This is a genomic window from Streptomyces sp. NPDC025793 (assembly GCF_055558375.1).
The window spans coordinates 19,976-38,651 of sequence record NZ_JBVHMR010000052.1; the positions used below are offsets into that span (position 1 = coordinate 19,976).

Sequence of the window (18,676 nt, forward strand, 5' to 3'; positions counted from 1 at the left end):
GACGAACCGGCAAGTGCTGAGGCGAACCGGAGGATAGTGCGGATGGCTTCCGCAACCGGCAGAGCGAAGGCACCGAGGTGCAGGTTGAGCGAGACGAGAAGGAGAGCATCAGCTCGCCGCGGGTCCTCGCTGTCCTCGCACGGAGCGTCTGCCGTCGAGAGGGCGTGGGCGTGGCTATGTCATTCCGCCGGCGTCCGTGACCATGCGGACGAGGGTGTCGACGAGTTCGTCGGCGGTGGTGTGCCACTTGGCCGTGTCGAGGTGGCCGCTGAGCTCCATGCCCGCGATGCCGTGGGCGCTGGTCAGCAGCAAGGCGCCGTAGTGCCGTGCGTTCCGCTCTCCCGCGAGGGCGGCGACGATGTCCAGGAACTCGTCCTGGAAGCGTTCGGCCGCGCGGTCGGCCACGGCCGGGTCGCCTTCCGGCCCGCATAGCTGGCGCCGGATGCGATCCATCCCATCACCGAGCTGCCCGGGAAGGTTTGCGCGCCGCCTGAACAACACCTGGTACAGGTGCGGCTGGTTCCGGCCGACATCGATGAGGGCGCGGAGAGCGCCGCGCAGCTTCTCGGAGGCGGACAGGGCCGGGTCGGTCCGAAGGGCGTGCGCCTGGTCGCCGATCCGTTCCCAGCTTTCGGCCGCGACGGCGGTCAGCAGGCTGTCCTTGCTCGTGAAGTGCCGGTACGGCGCTCCCCGGGTCACGCCTGCCCGCGCGCCCACCTCGCGCAAGGTGACCGCTTCGGGGCCGCCGAGGTCGAGGAGCTCGGCGGCCGCGTCGAGCAGAGCGCGGCGGGTGGCGGCGGCGGACTCGGCACGGGTGGTCATGACGCCCATCATACAGTTGACAGCGTCATCTGAACCGCTACCGTAGTCAAGGTGACAACGTCATCTGAAACCCAGAAGTTGATCGTCGTAACCGGAACCTCCACGGGCATGGGCGCGTCAGCCGCCCGCGAACTGGCTCGCCAGGGATTTCACGTCCTGGCCGGCGTGCGACGCGACCGTGACGCCGACGCCATCCGATCGACCGGCATCGAGCCGGTCATCCTCGACATCACCAAGTCCGAGCAGGTGGAGGCACTCGCCGCGCGGGTCGCCGACGACCCGCGCGCGCTGCACGCGCTCGTCAACAACGCCGGCGTCCAGGTGAACGCCCCGGTCGAAGCCCTGCCGATGACGGAGTGGCGGCGGGTGTTCGAAGTCAACCTCTTCGGCCACGTCGCCGTCACTCAAGCGCTCCTCCCCGCGCTGCTGCGCAGCAAGGGTCGTGTCATCAACATCAGCTCGGTCGGCGGCAAGTTCGCCATGGCCACATACGGCGCGTATGCCGGCGCGAAGTTCGCCCTGGAGGCGGTCAGCGACTCGCTCCGCCGGGAGGTCGCTCCGCTGGGCGTACAGGTGGTCGTGGTCGAGCCAGGCGGCGTCCGCACGGAGATGGCTGCCCGCGGGGTCGAGACGGCGAACCACCTGGCTGCCCAGATGACGCCGGAGCAGGACGAGCGCTACGGCGGCCTGGTCCAGGCGAACAACAAGTTGATGACCTCGGGCACGGCTTCAGGCTTGACCGCCGACGCCGCCGCCCGGGTCATCGCGAGGGCCGTGACGACGCGCAGACCGCGCACCCGCTACACCGCCGGCCGGGATGCCGCCCTGATCATGCGCCTGGGCCCGATGCTGTCCGACCGCACGCTCGACCGCGTCCTCGCCGCCAACCTGCGCCGCCACTACCCGAAGGGAGCCGTTGGCCGACGAGGACTCCACGAACGGCTCCGTCCCCTGTGGTGCGGCCACCGGTGAGCTCACGGTCGACGGACAACTTGCCCTCCTGCCCGGGACGAGGACTCTCCCGGCGTCAAGCCGCGTGCTCGCTGCACGAGCGTCGCACCGCGGCCAGGCCACGGGCCACGGCTTTCATACGCAGGGCATCCACATCAGGTTCTCAGGCTTCGTCCTCGTCATCCTCGACGGCGTCCGGGTCCCGGAAGGGCCGCAGGCCCTGACCGGGACCGCTGGCGGTGATGTTGAAGAGGTAGCGGCCCAGGATGATGTGCCGGTCCTTGAGCGGGGAGAGGCGGGCGACGTCCTCGTCCTTGATGTCGTGGCCCTCGGCGCGAAGCCGGGCCACGGCGGCGTCCAGGTAGCGGGTGTTCCACCGCACCACCGCATTGAGAACCAGGCCCAAGGCGGCGAGTTGGTCCTGGCCCTCGCGGTACGCCTGGCGGATCTGGCCCCGTCCGCCGTGGCAGATCGCGCGGGCAAGCCGGTGGCGGGACTCCTGGACGGTGAGCTGCCGGTTCATCAGCCGCCGGTAGGTGTCATCGACCGGGTCGACCAGGGCGAGCAGGTGCATGGTCTTGTCGATCCGCCCGTACTCGGCGAACGCCGCCCCCAGCGGCGTCGGGTGCCCTTCGCGGCCGAACATCCGCAGCAGGTCGTAGGCCCGCACCTGGTTGGTGATGAGCGACCCGGCCACCCGCAGCATGTCCGGCCAGTGCGTAGCGATCTTCTTCAAGTTGACCTTGTTGCAGGCTACGTCTTCCAGCGGGCCGTACCCGTCGGCCAGCTCCTCGCCGTCGGGCAGGTCGGCCCGCCAGAACCTCTGATCCGAGAGGTCGCGGAAGCGCGGGGCGAAGCGGAAGCCGAGCATCTTGTACAGGCCGAACGCCATGTCGGAGTAGGAGGCGTTGTCGGTGGCCACCATCTCCGGCTTCACCCCCCGTCCAGGTTCAGCAGGGTGTCCAGGGTGTAGAGGCTGTCGCGCGGGGTGCCGCGCACGACCGTCGCGCCGATCCCGGCGACCTGGTCGTTGACGGCATTCAGCCAGGTCACGCCGCGTTTGTAGCCGTAGTACTTGGGTGACGGGCCGGTGTTGATGCTCTTGACGGGGACGACGAAGCGCAGGCCGTCGACGGAGGCGAGCAGCCCGCCGCCCCATATCTGGGCCAGCTCGATGCGGGACTGTGCGCCGATCAGCGCGGCGTTCGCCGCGGCAATGGTGTCGGCGCGCACGTAGTTCTGGTCGACGTGCGAGAGCCGCGAGCGGGTCAGCGCCTTGTTGTTCGGGTCGATGACCGGGGTCAGCCCGATATTGCAGCTCTGGGAGACCAGCAGGGCGACCAGGGAGACGAGCAGCCCCTCCATGCGGGTGCGCCGGTCGGAGACGTGCCCGAAGGAGTCGAGGAACGAAGTCCAGGCGTGGACCTCGAACAGCAGATCCGGCAGGTCGATCCTGGGCAGCATCGCCTCCGTGGTGGCCTTCAGCCAGGTCAGCGACTCCGGCTCGCCCACCGCGCCGAGCTTGTCCACCGACAGGCGGGCCCGTCCCCCGCCCTCGGGAACGACGATCTCCACCTTCGCGTCGGCGCCGGCCTCTTCCAGGCGGTCGGCCATCTGCCGCCACGCCGCATCCAGCCCGCGCGTGAGCTGGGCCAGGTGCAGGCCGCGTCCTCGGTCAGAGACAGGCCCGCGAGCACGTCCGGGCGCACCGCCTCCCACCGCGGACCGTCCAGCAGCCGAGCGCGCGGGTCCGCCCACCGGTTCGAGGGGGCCGCGAAGACGTCGCGCCGGTTCAGGGCGCGGTGCAGATGCTCCAGCACGCACACCACGTACGCGTCCCGGTCCACTGCGCCCTGGGGCAGCTTGGCGTTGGAGAACACCGCCCGACGCCACATCGCGGGCACCAGGTCGGCGTCGACCTCGCGGGGCAGCAGCGGCCGGTCCTTGACCCGGCGGCGCGAAAGCGCGGGCAGGCGGCGCACGGCCTTGAGGATGCGCCGCCCGGCTGGGGCCGCATCCAGCGCGTCCGACTCGCCCAGCAGGGACAGGAACGGGCGCACAGTGTTGTAGCGCGAGGCCAGATTCTCGCGCATCGCGGCCTCGGCCGACCCGTCGTCCTCCGGCACCAGGGCCTCCACAGTCGCGACGGCCCCGGCCACCGCCGTACGCGGCACGGCCTCCTCCACCGCCGCCCAGAGTGCGGCGACGTCCAGGTCCGCGTCGTGCTCGGCGACCAGGTCCAGCTCTTCGGTGAGGATCTTCGACGCCTTCGCCAGGATGCGCGCCGCCTTCTCCAACTGCGGCAGCATCGCCAGCCGCTCCCGCTCCGAGGCCCGCCGCGCGGGGCTGATCAGCCGGTTCGCCATCAGCACCGCGAACAGGTCCAGCGCGTCATCGACCGCCTGCGCCTCCAGCTGACGCACCACCGCCGTCAGCAGCGCCGTGCGCCGCGGCTCCGGTGCCCGCTCGATCGTCTACGCTTTGCTGAGCTGCCCGTACCGGGCCAGCGTGGACAGCCGGTTCACCGGCACCCATGAGAGGTTCACCCGTCCCAGGGCGAACGCGGAGATCTCCTCCACCCGCTCCATCGCGCGCACCATCGCGGTGCCCGTCGACTTCACAGGAGGCGTGCGCAGCCGCTCCAGCTCAGAGACCCGCCTGCCCTCCGGCACCACCAGCAGCTGAGCCAGCGCCGGCGCGAGCGCGGGATCGGCCCGGTGCGCGGCACGGGCCACCGACTCGTACAGCCGCCGCTCGGCCGCCGTGCGCGCCTCCGACACCTGCCGGGCCAACACCGACACCCCCGGCAGCAGCACACGGTTCCTCCGCAGCCACGTCGCCGCATGGTTGAACAGCGCCACCGGCCCCTCGGCATGCGTCCACGCCCGCCCGTACAGGAACCCGCGGAACTCCCGCCCCCACCGCCGGTCGGTGAAGTCCCGGTACTTGAACCGCTCCTGGATCTCCTCAGCGTGCTCGTACGGCGTCCTGCGCCGCTCCGGGTACCGCTTCACGCACGACGCGTCGGCGATGCCGAGCTGTCCGGCCAGGTACTCCACGACCTCCCACGGCACCGCCAGCGGGTCATCGCCCAGGAACCGGCCGATGTAGCGGACCGTGCAGATCTGCACCGCGAACCATCCCCAGCCGGTGCGCGTCCGTACGCCGCAGCGCGATCAGATCACGGTCGTCATCGTCGAGGAAGAAGAACCGCTCCAGCTCCGGGCGCGTGGGCACCTCGGTGAACGTCCCGTACGCCTCGGCCTGCTCATCAGTCAGAAACTCCACCGGCACGACCGGACCGTAGCCAGCGCCGGCGCCCGCCCAACGATCTTTCCGTGAACCCCGACGGCATCCTCGGCAGGTGTGCTAGCCGACCAAGATCAATCTCAACGGCACTTTCTGCACCGCAACTACAAGCGCCGTTCCGGGCCCCAGGACGGATACACCGGAGGCGGGTGCCGGCCTGCGCGGATGGGCAGGGTGATGTCGGTGCGCGATCCCGGGTGCGGGCATGGCCCGGGTGGTCTCGTTGCCATGGCCTTGGGAGGGGCGACGTGGGGCTCTTCACGCGGAGCGCGGAGGACGGTGGCACCGGCGGCCAGGAGCACTGGCTGGAGCGGGGCGAGGCCGGGGAGGCGGCGTTCGACCGGGCGGAGTTCGTCGGTGACTTCGCGGTGCTGCGATGGGATACCGCTCGGGGCGGTGTCGGGCTGGTGCACTCACTGGTCGGCGGCAACGCCAGCTGCCAGACGGTCATCCGGGCCCTGCGCCGACACCACGGCGATCGTCTGGCCAACTGGTACGCGTGCGTTGCCGTGGCTCAGACCAGTACTCAGGTGACCCAGCCGTACGTGCCGCAGCTGCTGGCCTGCGACGTCGGTGTCTCGGGCAAGGAGTACGAGACGAGGTGGCATGAGAAGTGCCTGGCCGTCTGACGCTGTCGACCGTCCATTGCGGACTGACGAGAACCCGTGGTCAGCGCATCATCAATTGAGCACGTTCACCTGTGCGGGGTTGAGCACGCAAGTCCAGCTCGTCCACTCCTGGGTGTGACTGTCTCGCCCATCGGTTCGGGAGTGCGGCCGACCGGCCGGAGCGCTGGCCCCGGTACGCCTCGGACATGAGCGATGCGGAGTGGGCCCTGATGGGCGCGTTACTGGATTTGTCATCTCCTATTCTGATGGCCCGCCAACGCGAGCTATGCTGCCTGCTGATGACTGAGGTGGCGCAGCAGGCAGTGTTCTGGACCGACGACTCGCCGGTCTGCGAGCCTATGGCGCACGGTGAGGACATCGCCGCGCACTTCCATGACTACGGCCAGTTGAGGTACGCCGCCTCCGGGGCGCTCGTTACGACGACCAAGGTCGGCACCTGGGTGGCGCCGGCGAACCGCATCACGTGGGTGCCGCCCTTCTGTGTCCACAGCAGTCGCTCCTACGGTGAGACCGATGTCCGCGTGCTCCGGGTTCCGGCAGCGCTGTCCGAGGAACTGCCGCCCGAGCCCTCGGTGTTCGTGGCCAGTGCGCTGCTGCGCGAGGCATACCTGGCGATGAGCAGCGAGCACGAGCCTGCCGCCAGTGAGCGTGGCCGTCTGCTGCTCGCAGTGATCGGCGCGGAGCTGATCCGCGCCCCGCAGGAGCCACTACGGCTGCCGGAACCGAGCGATCCTCGCCTCAAGGCCGTCACCGACCTGCTGCACGCCGACCCGGCCATTTCGGCGACGCTGGCGGAGCTGGGGCACCGAACCGGCTCGAGCGAACGGACTCTCAGTCGGCTGTTCGGCAGCGAACTGTCGATGAGCTTCCATCAGTGGCGCACACTGCTGCGCGTTCAGCGAGCGCTGCTCGAACTCTGTGAAGGTACCTCGGTCACCGAGACGGCGATGCGACTTGGCTGGGCGAACCCAGGCAGCTTCATCAACGCCTTCACCGATCTCGTCGGCCAGACGCCCGGTCGTTACCGCTCCGCAGCGGGTGCAGCTCACAGCTGAGCACTGCCTCCGTCGGCCTGGCGGGTTATCCGAAAATCGGGGCGGAACATCGGTGGCACGCCCGCCCGCTCGGCGGCCACGCTTTGAGGCATGTCTCACCAACTTCCGGGTCACGGCGCTGCGGCTTCGGCAGCCGCCACGTCGACATCCTCCGGAGTCACGCTAGGTGACCTGATCATGCAGGCGCTCAGCCGGCACAGCTCGTCCGAGGCCTTCGTGGCCGGTGATCGGCGACTGACCTACACGCACGTCAGGGACCTTCTCTCGCAGTTCGTGGCCGCGCTGGCCCATCGGGGAGTGGGGCTCGGGGTGGGGGTCACGATGCTCAGTCCGAACATGCCTGAATCGTGGATCGTCCAGGCCGCGACGTATCTCTTGGGCGGCCACTTCACCGGGTTGCAGACCTTGGCCTCGGTCACCGACCACATCACCGTCTGCGAGGACGCAGAGGCCACGGTGCTGGTGGTGACCGCGCCCCTGGAGGAGCATGGACGCCAGGTCCTCGCCGAGGTGGACTCCCTGCGACACCTGATGGTGATCCCCGCCGCCGGTGGTCTGCCCGAGGGCGAGCCCGTGGCGGTTCGATCGCTCGACCGTGGTCCGGCGACGGAGATGGATGTCGCTTGGCTGCAGTACACGGGGGGGACGACCGGCAGACCCAAGGGCGTGATGCAGCCTCATCGCTCGATGGTGCAGATGGTCTATGCGCACATGGCCGACTTCGAGCAGCCACATCTCCCGCGGTACCTGGCAGCGGCTCCGCTCACCCACGCGGCCGGGCTGGCCGTCATCCCGGCACTGCTGCGTGGCGGCACGGTCGTGATCGAGCAGGGCTTCGAACCCAGCCGGTTCCTCGACGTCATCGAGGCCGAGCACATCAACTGTGTGAACGGCCTTCCGACGATGATCTACAGCTTGTTGGATCAGGAGCGTCCGGAGACCAGAGACCTCTCCAGTCTTGAGGTCATCTGGTACGCCACAGGACCGATGTCGCCGGTGCGCCTGGCGGAGGCTCGAGAGCGGATCGGTCCGGTCTTCTCCCAGATCTACGGGCAGACGGAGTCGGCCGGCATCGGGACGGTCCTGACCAAGGCCGCACACGAGACCGCGAGCCTTGAGCAACTCGCCTCCTGTGGCCGTCCCGTGGTCGGCAACCGCATCAGGCTCATCGACGACGACGGCCACGACGTTCCTTTGGGCGAGGTGGGCGAGATCGCCATGCAGAGCCGCGGGGTGATGCAGGGCTACAAGAACCTCCCCGACGAGACCGAAGCGGCACTCAAGGGGGGATGGCTCCACACCGGAGACCTCGCCCGCCAGGACGCCGAGGGCCTGATCTACATCGTGGACCGCAAGAAGGACATGATCATCTCGGGCGGTTTCAACATCTACGCCAGCGACGTCGAGGCCGTTCTGGCAGCGCATCCATCGGTTGGCTCAGTCGCCGTCATCGGCGTGCCGGACAGCCGCTGGGGCGAGATCGTCACCGCGTTCGTGGTCCCGCGACCGGGGCGACAGGTCGACATTCCCGCGCTCCAGTCCTACGTGAAGCAGGTCAAGGGCTCGATGTACGCGCCCAAGAAGATCGTGGTCGTGGACTCACTTCCCGCCACGCCGGTGGGAAAGACCGACAAGAAGCGCCTGCGCGCGCCGTTCTGGGCCGACTCGACGCGCAATGTCCACTGACCATCCCGATGCCCTTCCCACGGCCATTCACGAAAGGCACTCAGTGTGAACGTACCGCCGGCCCGACTGATCGACTTCCACTCCCACTGGGGCACAGAGCGAGGATGGAAGGGAAGCCCGTACGAGACCGCCGAGGACCGCGAGGCTCTGCAGGGCTACTTCAAGTGGGGCATGAGCTTCGTCAGTGACGAGGAGCAGGCCGTCCAGTTTCGCCGCGCCAACGTCAAGGTGATGCTCGACTTCGCGTTCACCCACACCATGGACGCCGGTGCACTGCGCGACCAGCATGACTACGCCTTCGACTATGCGCGCAAGCACCCCGACGTCGTACTGGGCAACTGGATCGGCATCGATCCCACGCAACCAGCTCACGTCAAGGAACTCGAGCGTTGCCTGAGCGAGGGGACGGGACTCGTCGGACTGACGGTCCACTCGTTCACACCGGCCGGGACACCCGACCAGCCGGAATGGGCGACCTGTCTGAACATGTGCATCGAGGCCAACCGTCCCGTCCTGGTCCATGTCGGCATGTCGGCCACCGGGGCCGGCACCCGCGGAGGCATGGGCATCACCCTGGAGGGCTGCCACCCCCGTTACGTCGACCGCGTGGCGGCCAAGCATCCCGATCTGAACGTGATCGCGGCTCGGGTGGCGTGGCCCTGGCAGTCGGAGATGATCGCGGTCGCACTGCACAAGGCGAACGTGTGGATGGAGCTCCACGGTTGGTCACCGCGCTACTTCCCCGACGAGCTCAAGCGCGAGATCAGTAAGCGGCTGCGCAAGAAGGTCTTCTTCGGAGCCGACTACCCGATGCTCACCCACGAGAGGCTGGTCGAGGAGTGGCACGAGGAGGGCTTCTCCTCCGACGTCCTCGATGACGTGTTCTCCCGCAACGCCGAGACCTTCCTCACCTCGATCGGAGTTCAATAATGGACCTCGGGCTGACCGGCAAGGTCGCCATCGTCGGCGGCGGCAGCGACGGCCTCGGATACGCCATCGCCGAGCGTCTTCTGAAGGAAGGCGCCAACGTCACGCTCTTCGCGCGACGCGCGGAGAAGGTCACAGCCGCCGCGCAACGGCTTGCCAGCGCATACGGCGAGGAGAAGGTCCTCGGGCTGGCCGCCGACTGCTCGGCCGACACCGACATCGAGCGTGTCACCGCCTCGACCCTTGAGCGGTTCGGTCCAGCCGTTCACGTTCTGGTCACCAACGACGGCGGACCGCCGATCCGGCGCATCTCCGAACTCACCGACGAGGTGTGGCTGAAGGCCTTCGAGCGCCACTTCTTCTACGTCGTCAGATCTGTGCGAGCCACCTTGCCGTACATGACCACCGAAGGCGGCAGCATCCTCAACGTGGTCTCCGGCGTCGTCGAGCGCCCGGCCGTCGGCATGGCGGCGTCCGTCGGCGTGTGGTCGGCGTTGATCGGCTACGCCAAGACCCTCGCCCTGGAGGTCGCCAGGCAGGACATCAACGTCAACACTCTGTTGTCCGGGTTCTTCGACACCGCCCTGCTGGGCGGAATGCTGGAACGGCAGCCAGAGCTGTCCAAGGCCAGCCTCGGGAACGGGGTACCGATGGGACGCATCGGGGAGCCCCGTGAGTTTGCCGACCTGGTCGGTGCGCTCGTGTCACCCAACGTGCGATTCGTCACCGGCGCGGTGATCCCGGTCGACGGTGGCGCCGGCATCGGCATGGGCGCGAGCTTCGACTCGCCGACTTCGAAGTGAGGCACTGTTCATGAAGCGGACCATGAAGATCTCGACAATGCTCACCTACGGCACCGACCCGCGTGACGCCGCTGAAGACATCACTCGACTTGAGGCCGCCGGGCTCGACACCGTCTGGGTCGCCGAGGGGTACGGTTACGACTCGCCGACCCTGATGGGCTACCTGGCGGCGCGCACCTCACGCGTGGAGATCGGCGCAGCCATCCTCAACGTCTACTCCAGAACCCCGACCATGCTCGCATCGACCGCGGCCGGCCTCGACAGCGTGTCCGGCGGTCGCGCCATTATCGGCCTCGGCGCCTCCAACCCGAAGATCATCGAGGGGTGGCACGGCATGCCCTTCGTGCAGTCGACCGGCCGTACAAAGGAGACCGTCGAGATCATCCGCGCAGCCCTGCGGCGCGAGGCGGTCGACTACAGCGGCCGCTCCTTTGAGATCCCTCTCCCAGCCGACCAGGGCACCGGTCCCAGTGAGCCGCTGAAGATCATGACCAAGCCGCTACGCCCCTCTGTTCCGCTCTACATCGCCGCGCTGGGACCGAAATCAGTCGAAGGCGCGGCGGAGTACGCCGACGGCTGGCTGCCTTTCCTGTACTCCCCCGAGGGCGCCGCCGTGGTCTGGGGTGACGCGCTTGCCGCGGGAACCGCGAAGCGCTCCGGGAACCTCGCGCCCCTGGAGGTCGTCGCCGGTGGCATCGTCGCTATCGGCGAGGATGTGAAGGAGATACTCGACCTCGCGCGGCCGATACTCGCGCTCTACATCGGAGGCATGGGCGCCCGCGGCAAGAACTTCTTCAACGACCTCGTCCAACGCTACGGCTACGAAGCCGAGGCCAAGGAGATCCAGGACCTCTACCTCGACGGCAAGAAGAAGGAAGCCGAGGCCAAGGTCCCATTCCAACTCCTTGAACAGATCAACCTCGTCGGCCCAGCCTCTTACGTCCGGGAGCGGATCGAAGCCTTCCGCGAGTCCGGCGTCACCAATCTCCAGGTGACCCCGACCGGCGACGACCCCGCCGGACTCGTGCGCCAACTCAAAGAGTGGGTGGCCTGACTTCCGCTGCTGCCCAGGCAACACCCCTTGCAGCGCCTGACGGTTGTAGCCGTCCTTCATCACATCAGGGACCGCGTCTTCGGCGAGGACGCCTCGACTGTCCACCACGGATCCGCACCCCGCGCCATGGCCACGCTCCGCAATCTCGCCATCGGTGTCCTCAAAACCGCCGGACCAATCAACATCGCCAAGACCACCCGCGCGATCCGCGACGAACCCGAACGAGCCCTACCCTTCCTGGGCATCACACGCGAACCCGAGCCTTCAGGAACTTGAACACGCCCTGAGCTGGAAGTACTCACTTGTCGAGAAGGAAGGTGCCCCCGGCGGCCGTGGCCAGATCGGGGCCGAACGCGGCTGCCGGGGTGTACGCTCCCGAAGGTGCTTCGCCCTGGACGAGGCGGACGGCGGTTTGCGTGATGACGTCCGCGGTGTAGTCCATTCCGTCGTCGGCACGCAGCCACCCCTCGCGTCGACTGCCGTCGCCCCAAGTGACGACGGCGTGTCCCCACGAGTGCGTTCGGGGGCGCGGCGCTGCTTTGATCGGCGCCTTGGCCATCTGTCGCACTGCGAGCCGGCGCAGGCCCGGGACGGACAGCAGTGTGGCGAACAGGGGAAGTACCGCCCGTACGATGCGGGAGGTGGGGGCGAGGGCGGAGGTGACGCTGACGTTCGGTGCTGCGCTGGCCCGCTGGGCGGCGAGCAGTTCGCCGGAGGGTGCGCTTGCGGACTTCAGCGTCTGCCCGTCGGGCAGCATGTGGGTCTGGACGTCGGAGCCGAGGCGAGTCTTGACCATGTGCCCGTTCTTGTAACGTCGTCCGCCGGTGGTAATGACGTCCACGGTGGTGGCGGCGAAGGCGGTTCCCATGGTGCCGGCGTCGGTGGCCACGGAGGCGAGTGCGTCGACGCGGACCTCGTGGGGAATCGAGCGGCCCTCGCAGAGCTTGACCACCACGGCTTCCGTGGCGAGGACACCGAATCCGGCCCCGGTGATCAGCGTGCTGCAGGCATCGGCCGCTTCCTGATGGAGGGCGAGCAGGCGTGGGATGGCGGTGAGATCGGCGGCGAGGTCCACGTAATGGCCGCCGGGCATGCAGGCGCGCGCGAGGGGGACGGCAGTCTCGGTGTAGCTGCCCAGGGTGTTGACGACCACGGCCGGGCGCCGGCGGGTGATCTCCGATGCCATCCGTTCCACTGCGTCGGTCACGAGGATCTTCGCGTCGGGGTGTCCGGCGCTCGCCGCCGCCGCGCGGAGGCTCTCCGGATCGCGTCCGACCAGGACGAGGTCCAGGCCGTGTGCACCGATTCGGGCGGTGACGGCGCGGCCGATGCGGCCCGTGGCCCCGAGTATCCAGACCTCGCCGTTCCGTGCGCCCATGCCGTTCTGCGTCATGGCGAAACTCCCTTCCACTGAGACCGGTCTTGCTCGAGGGCAAGCCGGCTCGCGATGTCTCACTGTGTCATCACTAGGCTAGCAGTGATGACACAGTGAGACATGCTTTGTTAGGGTCAGGCATGGCCAGATGGGATCCCGGCACCGAGCAGCGCCTGCGCAAGGCCGCTATGGAACTGTTCCAGCGGTACGGATATGACAACGTGACCGTCACCCAGATCGCCGAACACGCAGGCATCACGCGGCGCTCGTACTTCCGCTACTTCCCCGACAAGCGCGAGGTCCTGTTCGCCAACTCGGACCAGCTCCCCACCGCTGTCGGCGAAGCCGTCCTGGCAGCCGACAAGGACACCTCACCGCTGGTAGCTGTTCTGGGCGCCCTCACCGAAGCCGGCAGCTACCTGGCCGAGCGGGCTGAACACGCCGCGGAACGCCATGACGTGATCAACTCCAGTCCCGAACTCCAGGAACGCGAACGCACCAAACTCGCCGCCCTCAGTGCCGCGATCCAACAAGCGCTACGACAGCGCGATGTCGCCCCGCACGCCGCGAAGGCGACAGCGCAAGTCACCACGATCGCCTTCGCGAACGGCTACGAGCAGTGGATCGAGGCGGACGGCCGGAAAACCTTTGCGGACTGCCTCGCAACCGCCACCCTCACACTCCGCAACGCGCTGACCGGCAGTCCCTCAGCCCACTCAGCCGACTGACTCGTACAGGTGCGGGCGGGCCGGCTTCGGATTCGCCTTCTGTACCGTTCCGTCACTTTCAAGGCGTCCGAGCCGGCGTAGCACCCCTCACCGGCTGTGGCGCGGCATCTGCCAGGCCAGGTGCTGTCGCGTCTCATGAACATCGAACACGGCCTCACCTGAGCGCTGCCCAAAGTCGTGAACATCTGCTGCCGCAACTCGGTTCTGGCACAGATCTTGGGGAGCGGTCGCGGAGTGTGACCGCAATGTTCGATTGCGATATGCCGAACGTGTGTGAGACCGCGTACGCCGTGCCGCCGAACAGCAGGCTTTGACGCTCCATCAGGTCTCCGTAGATCTACGTCGTATGCGGCTGTGGAAACGCGTCTTGGTCAGCACTGCAGCTGGCAGTGAGGCGAGCAGGTCGTACTCGGCTGGCGACAGGTCCGTATTCGTGATCAGTCCCTGAATCGCGCCTGGCCGAGCGACAGGCACCTTCTGGGTGAGCTTGAGTTCGCAGCCGCCGTCTGAGCGTTCGGCACGTCGCAGACGCAGGCGCGTTCCCACCACTGCCAGAGTCGGCGAGCAGCTGCACGATGCGCGTCCACTCCGCGACTTCGGCCGGGCCGCGCTCATTGCCGGCCAGGTCCTCGCGGTCGCGGTCCAGGTGCTGCTGCAGCTCGGCTGCGGTCCATGTCATCCACGATGTCCTCGGTAACCCGGTACATGATGTCCGGGACTTTGCCCTTGAAGTGGTGGTAGAAGGCAGCAGGAGCCACTCGACGCGCCGGGTGATGGGTGGGGCGTTGTCGCAGCCCCGACCCGGCTGGGTGCCTCACCGTGCCGTCATCGGCTCCGGTGCGCTGTGAGCTCGACGGTAGGCCAGTGGTGACAGGCCCAGGTACGTGTGGAAGTGCTTGCGCAGGGCGACGGGGTCGCCGAAGCCGCAGGCGGTGGCGATCCGTGCGACGGTCAGGTCGGTGGACTCCAGCAGCAGGCGCGCGTGCGCCAGCCGCCGCTGCGCCAGCCACTTCAGCGGGCTGCTGCCCACCTCGCTGCGGAACCGCCGGGTGAAGGTGCGCTCGCTCATGTGCGCGTGCCGGGCCATGTCCTGCAGTGTGACCGGCTCGGCCAGCCGGTCCAGCGCCCACTGCCGGGTCGCCGAAGTGGAACGGTCGGTGTCCTGCGGAACCGGGTGCTCGATGAACTGGGCCTGCCCGCCCTCGCGCCACGGCGCCACGACGCAGCGCCGCGCGGCGGCCGAGGCCACCGCCGCCCCGTGGTCCAGACGGACCAGGTGCAGGCACAGGTCGATGCCGGCCGCTCCGCCGGCGGACGTAAGGATGCGTCCGTTGTCGACGAACAATACGTCCGGATCGACGTCGACGTCGGGGAACAGCCGCGCCAGCGCGTCACACAGCGCCCAGTGCGTGGTGGCCCGCTGGCCGTCCAGCAGACCGGCCGCCGCGAGCAGGAAGGCCGAGGTGCACAGGCTGACGATGCGGGTTTGCGGCCCTATCCGGTCCAGCGCCGCGGCGAGTTCCTCGGAGAGCGTGCCGGTGGCGAGCAGCTGCTCGCCGGGTTCCAGTGTGGCCAGAACGACGGTGTCCGCGGTCTCCAGCGCCGACTCGTCGTGGTCGACGACGATCCGGTAGTCCTCGTGTGTGCGTACCGGCCGGCCGCCGAGGGAGCAGGTGCTGACGGAGTACAGACGGGTCCCGTCCGGTTCACAGGCCTCGTTGAACACCCGGGCCGGGATGCCCAGGTCCAGTGGCAGGACCCCGTCGAGGGCGAGAACCACAACACGATGCGTCATAGCTGGAATAGTACGACAGATGTCCTCCCGGCCACTCGCCCGCCTCCGCGGGCATACGCCACTGTTTCTTGTGCCGGGACCGCGGTCCCGGCACAAGAAACAGTGAGACGGGGAGTTCGGCTACCCCCTGCTTCGCCTGGTGGCACTCGTCGAGTGCGGCACCCGCGCCCTCCTCGTTGCGGCCTTCGGCGACGGTCGGGTCCTGCGCTCGCGCACGGTCCCCGGGGTCGAGCAGGAGGTCTATGCGCTGCTGACGGTCTACGCCACAGGCCGACACTCCGGTGGTCGGTCAGTGACCGGGCGGGTCGAACCCGAGGGCGGCCAGGGCCTCCTCGGCGGCCTGCTGGTCCTGCTCGTAGTCGCCGCCGGAGATCCCCAGCCCCCCGATGCACCGGCCGTTCTCGATGATCGGGTAGCCGCCGCCGACGGCCATCACACGAGGGTGGCCGCCCAGCGGCGCAATGTGCGGGTTGACGAGCAAGTCGTTCCACGTATGGGTGGGGATGCGGAAGGAGACCGCGGTCCAGGCCTTGTCGACGGCGACCTCGGCGGTGAGGAAGGGCGCGTCGTCGGCCCGATCGAACGCCTTCAGATGTCCGCCCTGGTCGGTGACGGCGACGGCCGCCGTGAAGCCGATCCGGGCAGCGGCGGTGTGTACTGCCGCGATGAGTGCGCCGGCGGCGGCCTGGGTGATTGACGAGGCGGGGGCCGACCTCTGGACTGTGACGGTGCTCATGAATGTTCCTTTATTGCTGTGCTGTGCGCGTCGGGTGGAGGGGCCGCAAGCCAGGTCACCGCAGGGGTGAGGCCGGGGTGGGGACCACGCGGGTGACGACGGACTTCTCGGGGATCAGCAGGCCGTAGACGACCGGGCCGATCTCGTTCTTCCAGCGGTCGTGCTCGTACACGGCTGTGTACAGGGCCTCGCTCTGGGCCTCGTCCTCGAACCGGCGGATCCACACGTAGCCGTCCTCGTCCTCGGCGTCGACGAAGGAGGCGGTCACGTCCATGCCCAGCGAGGCCTGGAACGGGATGACCACGTCCTCCATGTAACGCACCCACTCATCGCGGCGTCCGGGCTGCGCCTGGTAGCGGCGGATCTCGTAGTACACGGTGCTGCTCCTGACTGCTTGCAGGGAAGGTCAGTCGGTCACGGTGAGGACGACCTTGCCGCGGGTGCGGCCGGCCTCGACGCGGGCGTGGGCCGCGCCGGCCTGCTCCAGCGGGAAGGTCTCCTCCACCTCGACGGCAACCTCACCGGCGTCGATCAGGCCGGCGATCGTGGTCAGCGCGGGACCGTCCGGCTCGACCAGGTACGCAGTGACGCGCACGCCGGCTGCCTCGGCGGCCGCGGCCAGTTCCGGGGAGACGCCGGCCGGGATGGCGACCAGCAGGCCGCCCGGGCGCAGGACCTTCAGCGAGCGGGTGCTGGTCTGGTCGTGGGCGTCGCCCACCAGGTCGATGACGACGTCGACGTCCTTGACGACGTCCTCGAAGCGGGTGGTGGTGTAGTCGATGGTGTCGTCGGCGCCGAGTTCCTTGAGCCAGGGGTGGCGTGCTTCGCTGGCGGTGGCGATCACGTGGGCGCCCAGGTGCCGGGCGAACTGGACCGCGAAGTGACCCACCCCGCCGGCGGCGGCCGTGATCAGGACGCGCTGGCCGGCCTGGACGTGGGCGGTGTCGACCACGGCCTGCCAGGCGGTCAGCGCCGCCAGCGGCACGGCGGCCGCGTGCGCGTGGTCGAGGGTGGCCGGCTTGCGGGCCCACTGGCGGGCCGGGGCGGTGACGTACTCGGCGTAGCCGCCGGCGGCGCGCGGGAACCACGGCATGCCATAGACCTCGTCGCCGACCTTCAGGGTGGTGACGCCGAAGCCGACCTCCTCGACGACCCCGGACACGTCCCAGCCCAGGATCAGCGGGAGCGTCTGCAGCCCCGCCACGGCCTCGCCCTCGCGGGTCTTCCAGTCCACCGGGTTGACGCCGGCGGCGTGCACCCGTACCAGCACCTCGGTCGGCAGCGGCACCGGGCGCGCGACCTCCTCGACGGTCAGCACCTCCGCTCCGCCGAACTCGCTGATGGTGACTGCCCGCATCGTGTGCTCACTCATGATGTCCTCGCTCATGTCCATCTCACTGCTTCTTGTGCCGGGACCGCGGTCCCGGCACAAGAAAGCGTGGCGTGTGCCCGCAGAGGCGGGTGAGTGGCCGGGAGGACATCTGTCGTACTATTCCGGCCATGACACATCGTGTTTCCCGGCGCGCCAGGTCAGCCGTGGGCCCGCAGCGCCGCGAGGTTGATCCGGCCACCCTGCAGCTGGGCGTGGTGCGGGGCGGCGAGGCCCGCGTCGGTGATGAAGAGCTCGTGGCCGCGTACGGCGGTGGCGGTGGGGCTGGCCAGCCCGTCGGCCGCAGTGAGCACGGTGACCTTCGTGCCGTCCGGGTAGACCACGTCCACCTTGTTCGTCGTGTTCCGCGCGGTGAACACAATGTCGGAGCGGGCGGAGAGGAAGTTGAAGTCGTCGATGCCCACCTCGCCGCCGGCCACCTGGTGGATGCGGCCCGGCTTCCCGGCAGCGGTCACGGGAACCCGCAGCAGGGTGCTCTTGTTGAAGTTCGTGACCCACACCGCCCCGTGGTGGTAGCGAAGCCCGTTGACGCCTATCGGAATCGAAGCCGTCGGGACCGGCGCGAGAGCCTGGTCGGTCAACCACGCCCTGGCTTGGCCCCCTGCGACCGGGACGGCCCAGATCGTGCCCTTGTAGCTGTCGGAGACGTAGAGCATGTGTCCGTAAGGGTCGATCGCGAGCCCGTTGGGCAGGCCGTCGGCGGGCAGGGCCGCGAGGCGGCTCGGGTGGCCGCCCGGGGGCAGCTTCCACACTCCTGCGCGCGAGGCGTCCTTGGACCACACGTTGTAGTAGATGGTCCCGTCGCTGCCACGGGTGTTCCCGGTGAAGCCGTCACCGAGGACGCCGGTAACCAGGACAGTTTTGTGCTGCCCGTCGGCGCTCACCCGCACCAGCTCCGGCCGCTCGCCGGCGTAGCTGCCCAGCATCGAGACAGTGAACGTGCCGTCCGGGTTGACGGTGATGTTCTCCGGAACCTCCCCGGCGGACCAGTCGAACGGGGCCACGGTCTTGACATCCGTGACGACCGGCTTGGGGTGTTCCTGCCCCGCGGCGGCCGACGCGTAGGGCGCTGATACGAAAACGGCCGCTGCGGCAGCTACGGCCGCGGCGAGGTTGAGTCTGTTGCTCATGGGTTGGGTTCTTTCTCTTGCTCTTTGCGCGGCGGGGACCGCGTCCCCGCCGCACAAAGAGTGGCGTGTGCCGGTCGGGGCATGTGAGTGGCCGGATGGCCACCTATCACGCTATTCCAGCCATGCCGCATCGTGTCGCTGTTCTCGCCCTCGACGGAGTCCTGCCGCTGGACCTGGGCACCCGGCCCGGGTGAGGCGACCCCTGGGGTGTGGACACTCTGACAATGGATCTTGATGGTCCGAGGAAGGGTGTCTTGGTGGGACGTAGGTCTCCGTATCCGGAGGA

The 18,676-nt window shown here is 68.6% G+C and carries 16 protein-coding genes and 1 pseudogene; 9 read left to right on the forward strand and 8 right to left on the reverse strand.

The genetic code is table 11. The features are described 5' to 3' along the window. Positions 1 to 174 precede the first annotated feature (174 nt). A complete protein-coding gene (locus ACZ4MF_RS42970; RefSeq protein ID WP_467499042.1) occupies positions 175 to 822 on the reverse strand; it encodes a TetR/AcrR family transcriptional regulator in 648 nt (215 codons plus the stop codon). 51 nt (positions 823 to 873) lie between these two features. Between ACZ4MF_RS42970 and ACZ4MF_RS42975 the strand changes: the two genes are divergently transcribed. Then, positions 874 to 1,794 carry an SDR family NAD(P)-dependent oxidoreductase gene (locus tag ACZ4MF_RS42975; protein ID WP_467499044.1) on the forward strand — a complete coding sequence of 307 codons (921 nt, stop codon included), beginning with the start codon at positions 874 to 876 and terminating at the stop codon, positions 1,792 to 1,794. A 142-nt stretch (positions 1,795 to 1,936) separates the two neighbouring features. On the opposite strand, the pseudogene ACZ4MF_RS42980 reads toward ACZ4MF_RS42975, so the two are convergent. Beyond that, positions 1,937 to 5,067, reverse strand: a pseudogene (locus ACZ4MF_RS42980) (Tn3 family transposase). Positions 5,068 to 5,330: 263 nt separating this feature from the next. On the opposite strand from ACZ4MF_RS42980, the gene ACZ4MF_RS42985 reads away from it, so the two are divergent. The 7 genes from ACZ4MF_RS42985 (at position 5,331) to ACZ4MF_RS43015 (ending at position 11,512) form a co-directional block, all read left to right on the forward strand. Beyond that, positions 5,331 to 5,711 carry a hypothetical protein gene (locus tag ACZ4MF_RS42985; protein WP_467499046.1) on the forward strand — a complete coding sequence of 127 codons (381 nt, stop codon included), beginning with the start codon at positions 5,331 to 5,333 and terminating at the stop codon, positions 5,709 to 5,711. Positions 5,712 to 5,989: 278 nt separating this feature from the next. After that, entirely contained in the window at positions 5,990 to 6,766 is a 777-nt protein-coding gene (locus ACZ4MF_RS42990; RefSeq protein ID WP_467499072.1) for a helix-turn-helix domain-containing protein, read from the forward strand. Positions 6,767 to 6,943: 177 nt separating this feature from the next. Continuing rightward, positions 6,944 to 8,452 carry an AMP-binding protein gene (locus ACZ4MF_RS42995; RefSeq protein WP_467499048.1) on the forward strand — a complete coding sequence of 503 codons (1,509 nt, stop codon included), beginning with the start codon at positions 6,944 to 6,946 and terminating at the stop codon, positions 8,450 to 8,452. Between the two features lie 45 nt (positions 8,453 to 8,497). Then, positions 8,498 to 9,382 carry an amidohydrolase family protein gene (locus ACZ4MF_RS43000; RefSeq protein ID WP_467499050.1) on the forward strand — a complete coding sequence of 295 codons (885 nt, stop codon included), beginning with the start codon at positions 8,498 to 8,500 and terminating at the stop codon, positions 9,380 to 9,382. Then, on the forward strand, positions 9,382 to 10,182 hold the full coding sequence (locus ACZ4MF_RS43005) for an SDR family oxidoreductase (RefSeq protein WP_467499052.1): 801 nt from the start codon (positions 9,382 to 9,384) through the stop codon (positions 10,180 to 10,182). Before ACZ4MF_RS43000 ends, ACZ4MF_RS43005 begins: the two co-directional genes overlap by 1 nt. A 22-nt stretch (positions 10,183 to 10,204) precedes the next feature. Next, on the forward strand, positions 10,205 to 11,236 hold the full coding sequence (locus tag ACZ4MF_RS43010; protein ID WP_467499054.1) for an LLM class F420-dependent oxidoreductase: 1,032 nt from the start codon (positions 10,205 to 10,207) through the stop codon (positions 11,234 to 11,236). Between the two features lie 27 nt (positions 11,237 to 11,263). Beyond that, positions 11,264 to 11,512, forward strand: a complete 249-nt coding sequence (locus tag ACZ4MF_RS43015; protein WP_467499056.1) for a hypothetical protein — start codon at positions 11,264 to 11,266, stop codon at positions 11,510 to 11,512. Positions 11,513 to 11,534: 22 nt separating this feature from the next. Here the strand turns inward: ACZ4MF_RS43015 and ACZ4MF_RS43020 are convergent, their stop codons facing one another. After that, complete coding sequence (locus ACZ4MF_RS43020) at positions 11,535 to 12,629, reverse strand: saccharopine dehydrogenase family protein (RefSeq protein WP_467499058.1); 1,095 nt, start codon at positions 12,627 to 12,629, stop codon at positions 11,535 to 11,537. Between the two features lie 122 nt (positions 12,630 to 12,751). On the opposite strand from ACZ4MF_RS43020, the gene ACZ4MF_RS43025 reads away from it, so the two are divergent. Beyond that, complete coding sequence (locus ACZ4MF_RS43025; RefSeq protein ID WP_467499060.1) at positions 12,752 to 13,339, forward strand: TetR/AcrR family transcriptional regulator; 588 nt, start codon at positions 12,752 to 12,754, stop codon at positions 13,337 to 13,339. An 814-nt stretch (positions 13,340 to 14,153) separates the two neighbouring features. Here ACZ4MF_RS43025 and ACZ4MF_RS43030 read toward each other — a convergent pair. The 5 genes from ACZ4MF_RS43030 to ACZ4MF_RS43050 form a co-directional block, all read right to left on the reverse strand. Continuing rightward, complete coding sequence (locus ACZ4MF_RS43030) at positions 14,154 to 15,134, reverse strand: GlxA family transcriptional regulator (RefSeq protein ID WP_467499062.1); 981 nt, start codon at positions 15,132 to 15,134, stop codon at positions 14,154 to 14,156. Between the two features lie 289 nt (positions 15,135 to 15,423). Further along, positions 15,424 to 15,870, reverse strand: coding sequence for a GlcG/HbpS family heme-binding protein (locus ACZ4MF_RS43035; protein ID WP_467499064.1), 447 nt, complete (start codon positions 15,868 to 15,870; stop codon positions 15,424 to 15,426). Between the two features lie 55 nt (positions 15,871 to 15,925). Next, complete coding sequence (locus ACZ4MF_RS43040) at positions 15,926 to 16,246, reverse strand: NIPSNAP family protein (protein ID WP_467499066.1); 321 nt, start codon at positions 16,244 to 16,246, stop codon at positions 15,926 to 15,928. Between the two features lie 30 nt (positions 16,247 to 16,276). Beyond that, on the reverse strand, positions 16,277 to 17,242 hold the full coding sequence (locus ACZ4MF_RS43045; RefSeq protein WP_467499074.1) for an NADP-dependent oxidoreductase: 966 nt from the start codon (positions 17,240 to 17,242) through the stop codon (positions 16,277 to 16,279). 158 nt (positions 17,243 to 17,400) lie between these two features. After that, a complete protein-coding gene (locus ACZ4MF_RS43050; protein ID WP_467499068.1) occupies positions 17,401 to 18,390 on the reverse strand; it encodes an SMP-30/gluconolactonase/LRE family protein in 990 nt (329 codons plus the stop codon). Positions 18,391 to 18,676: the final 286 nt, after the last annotated feature.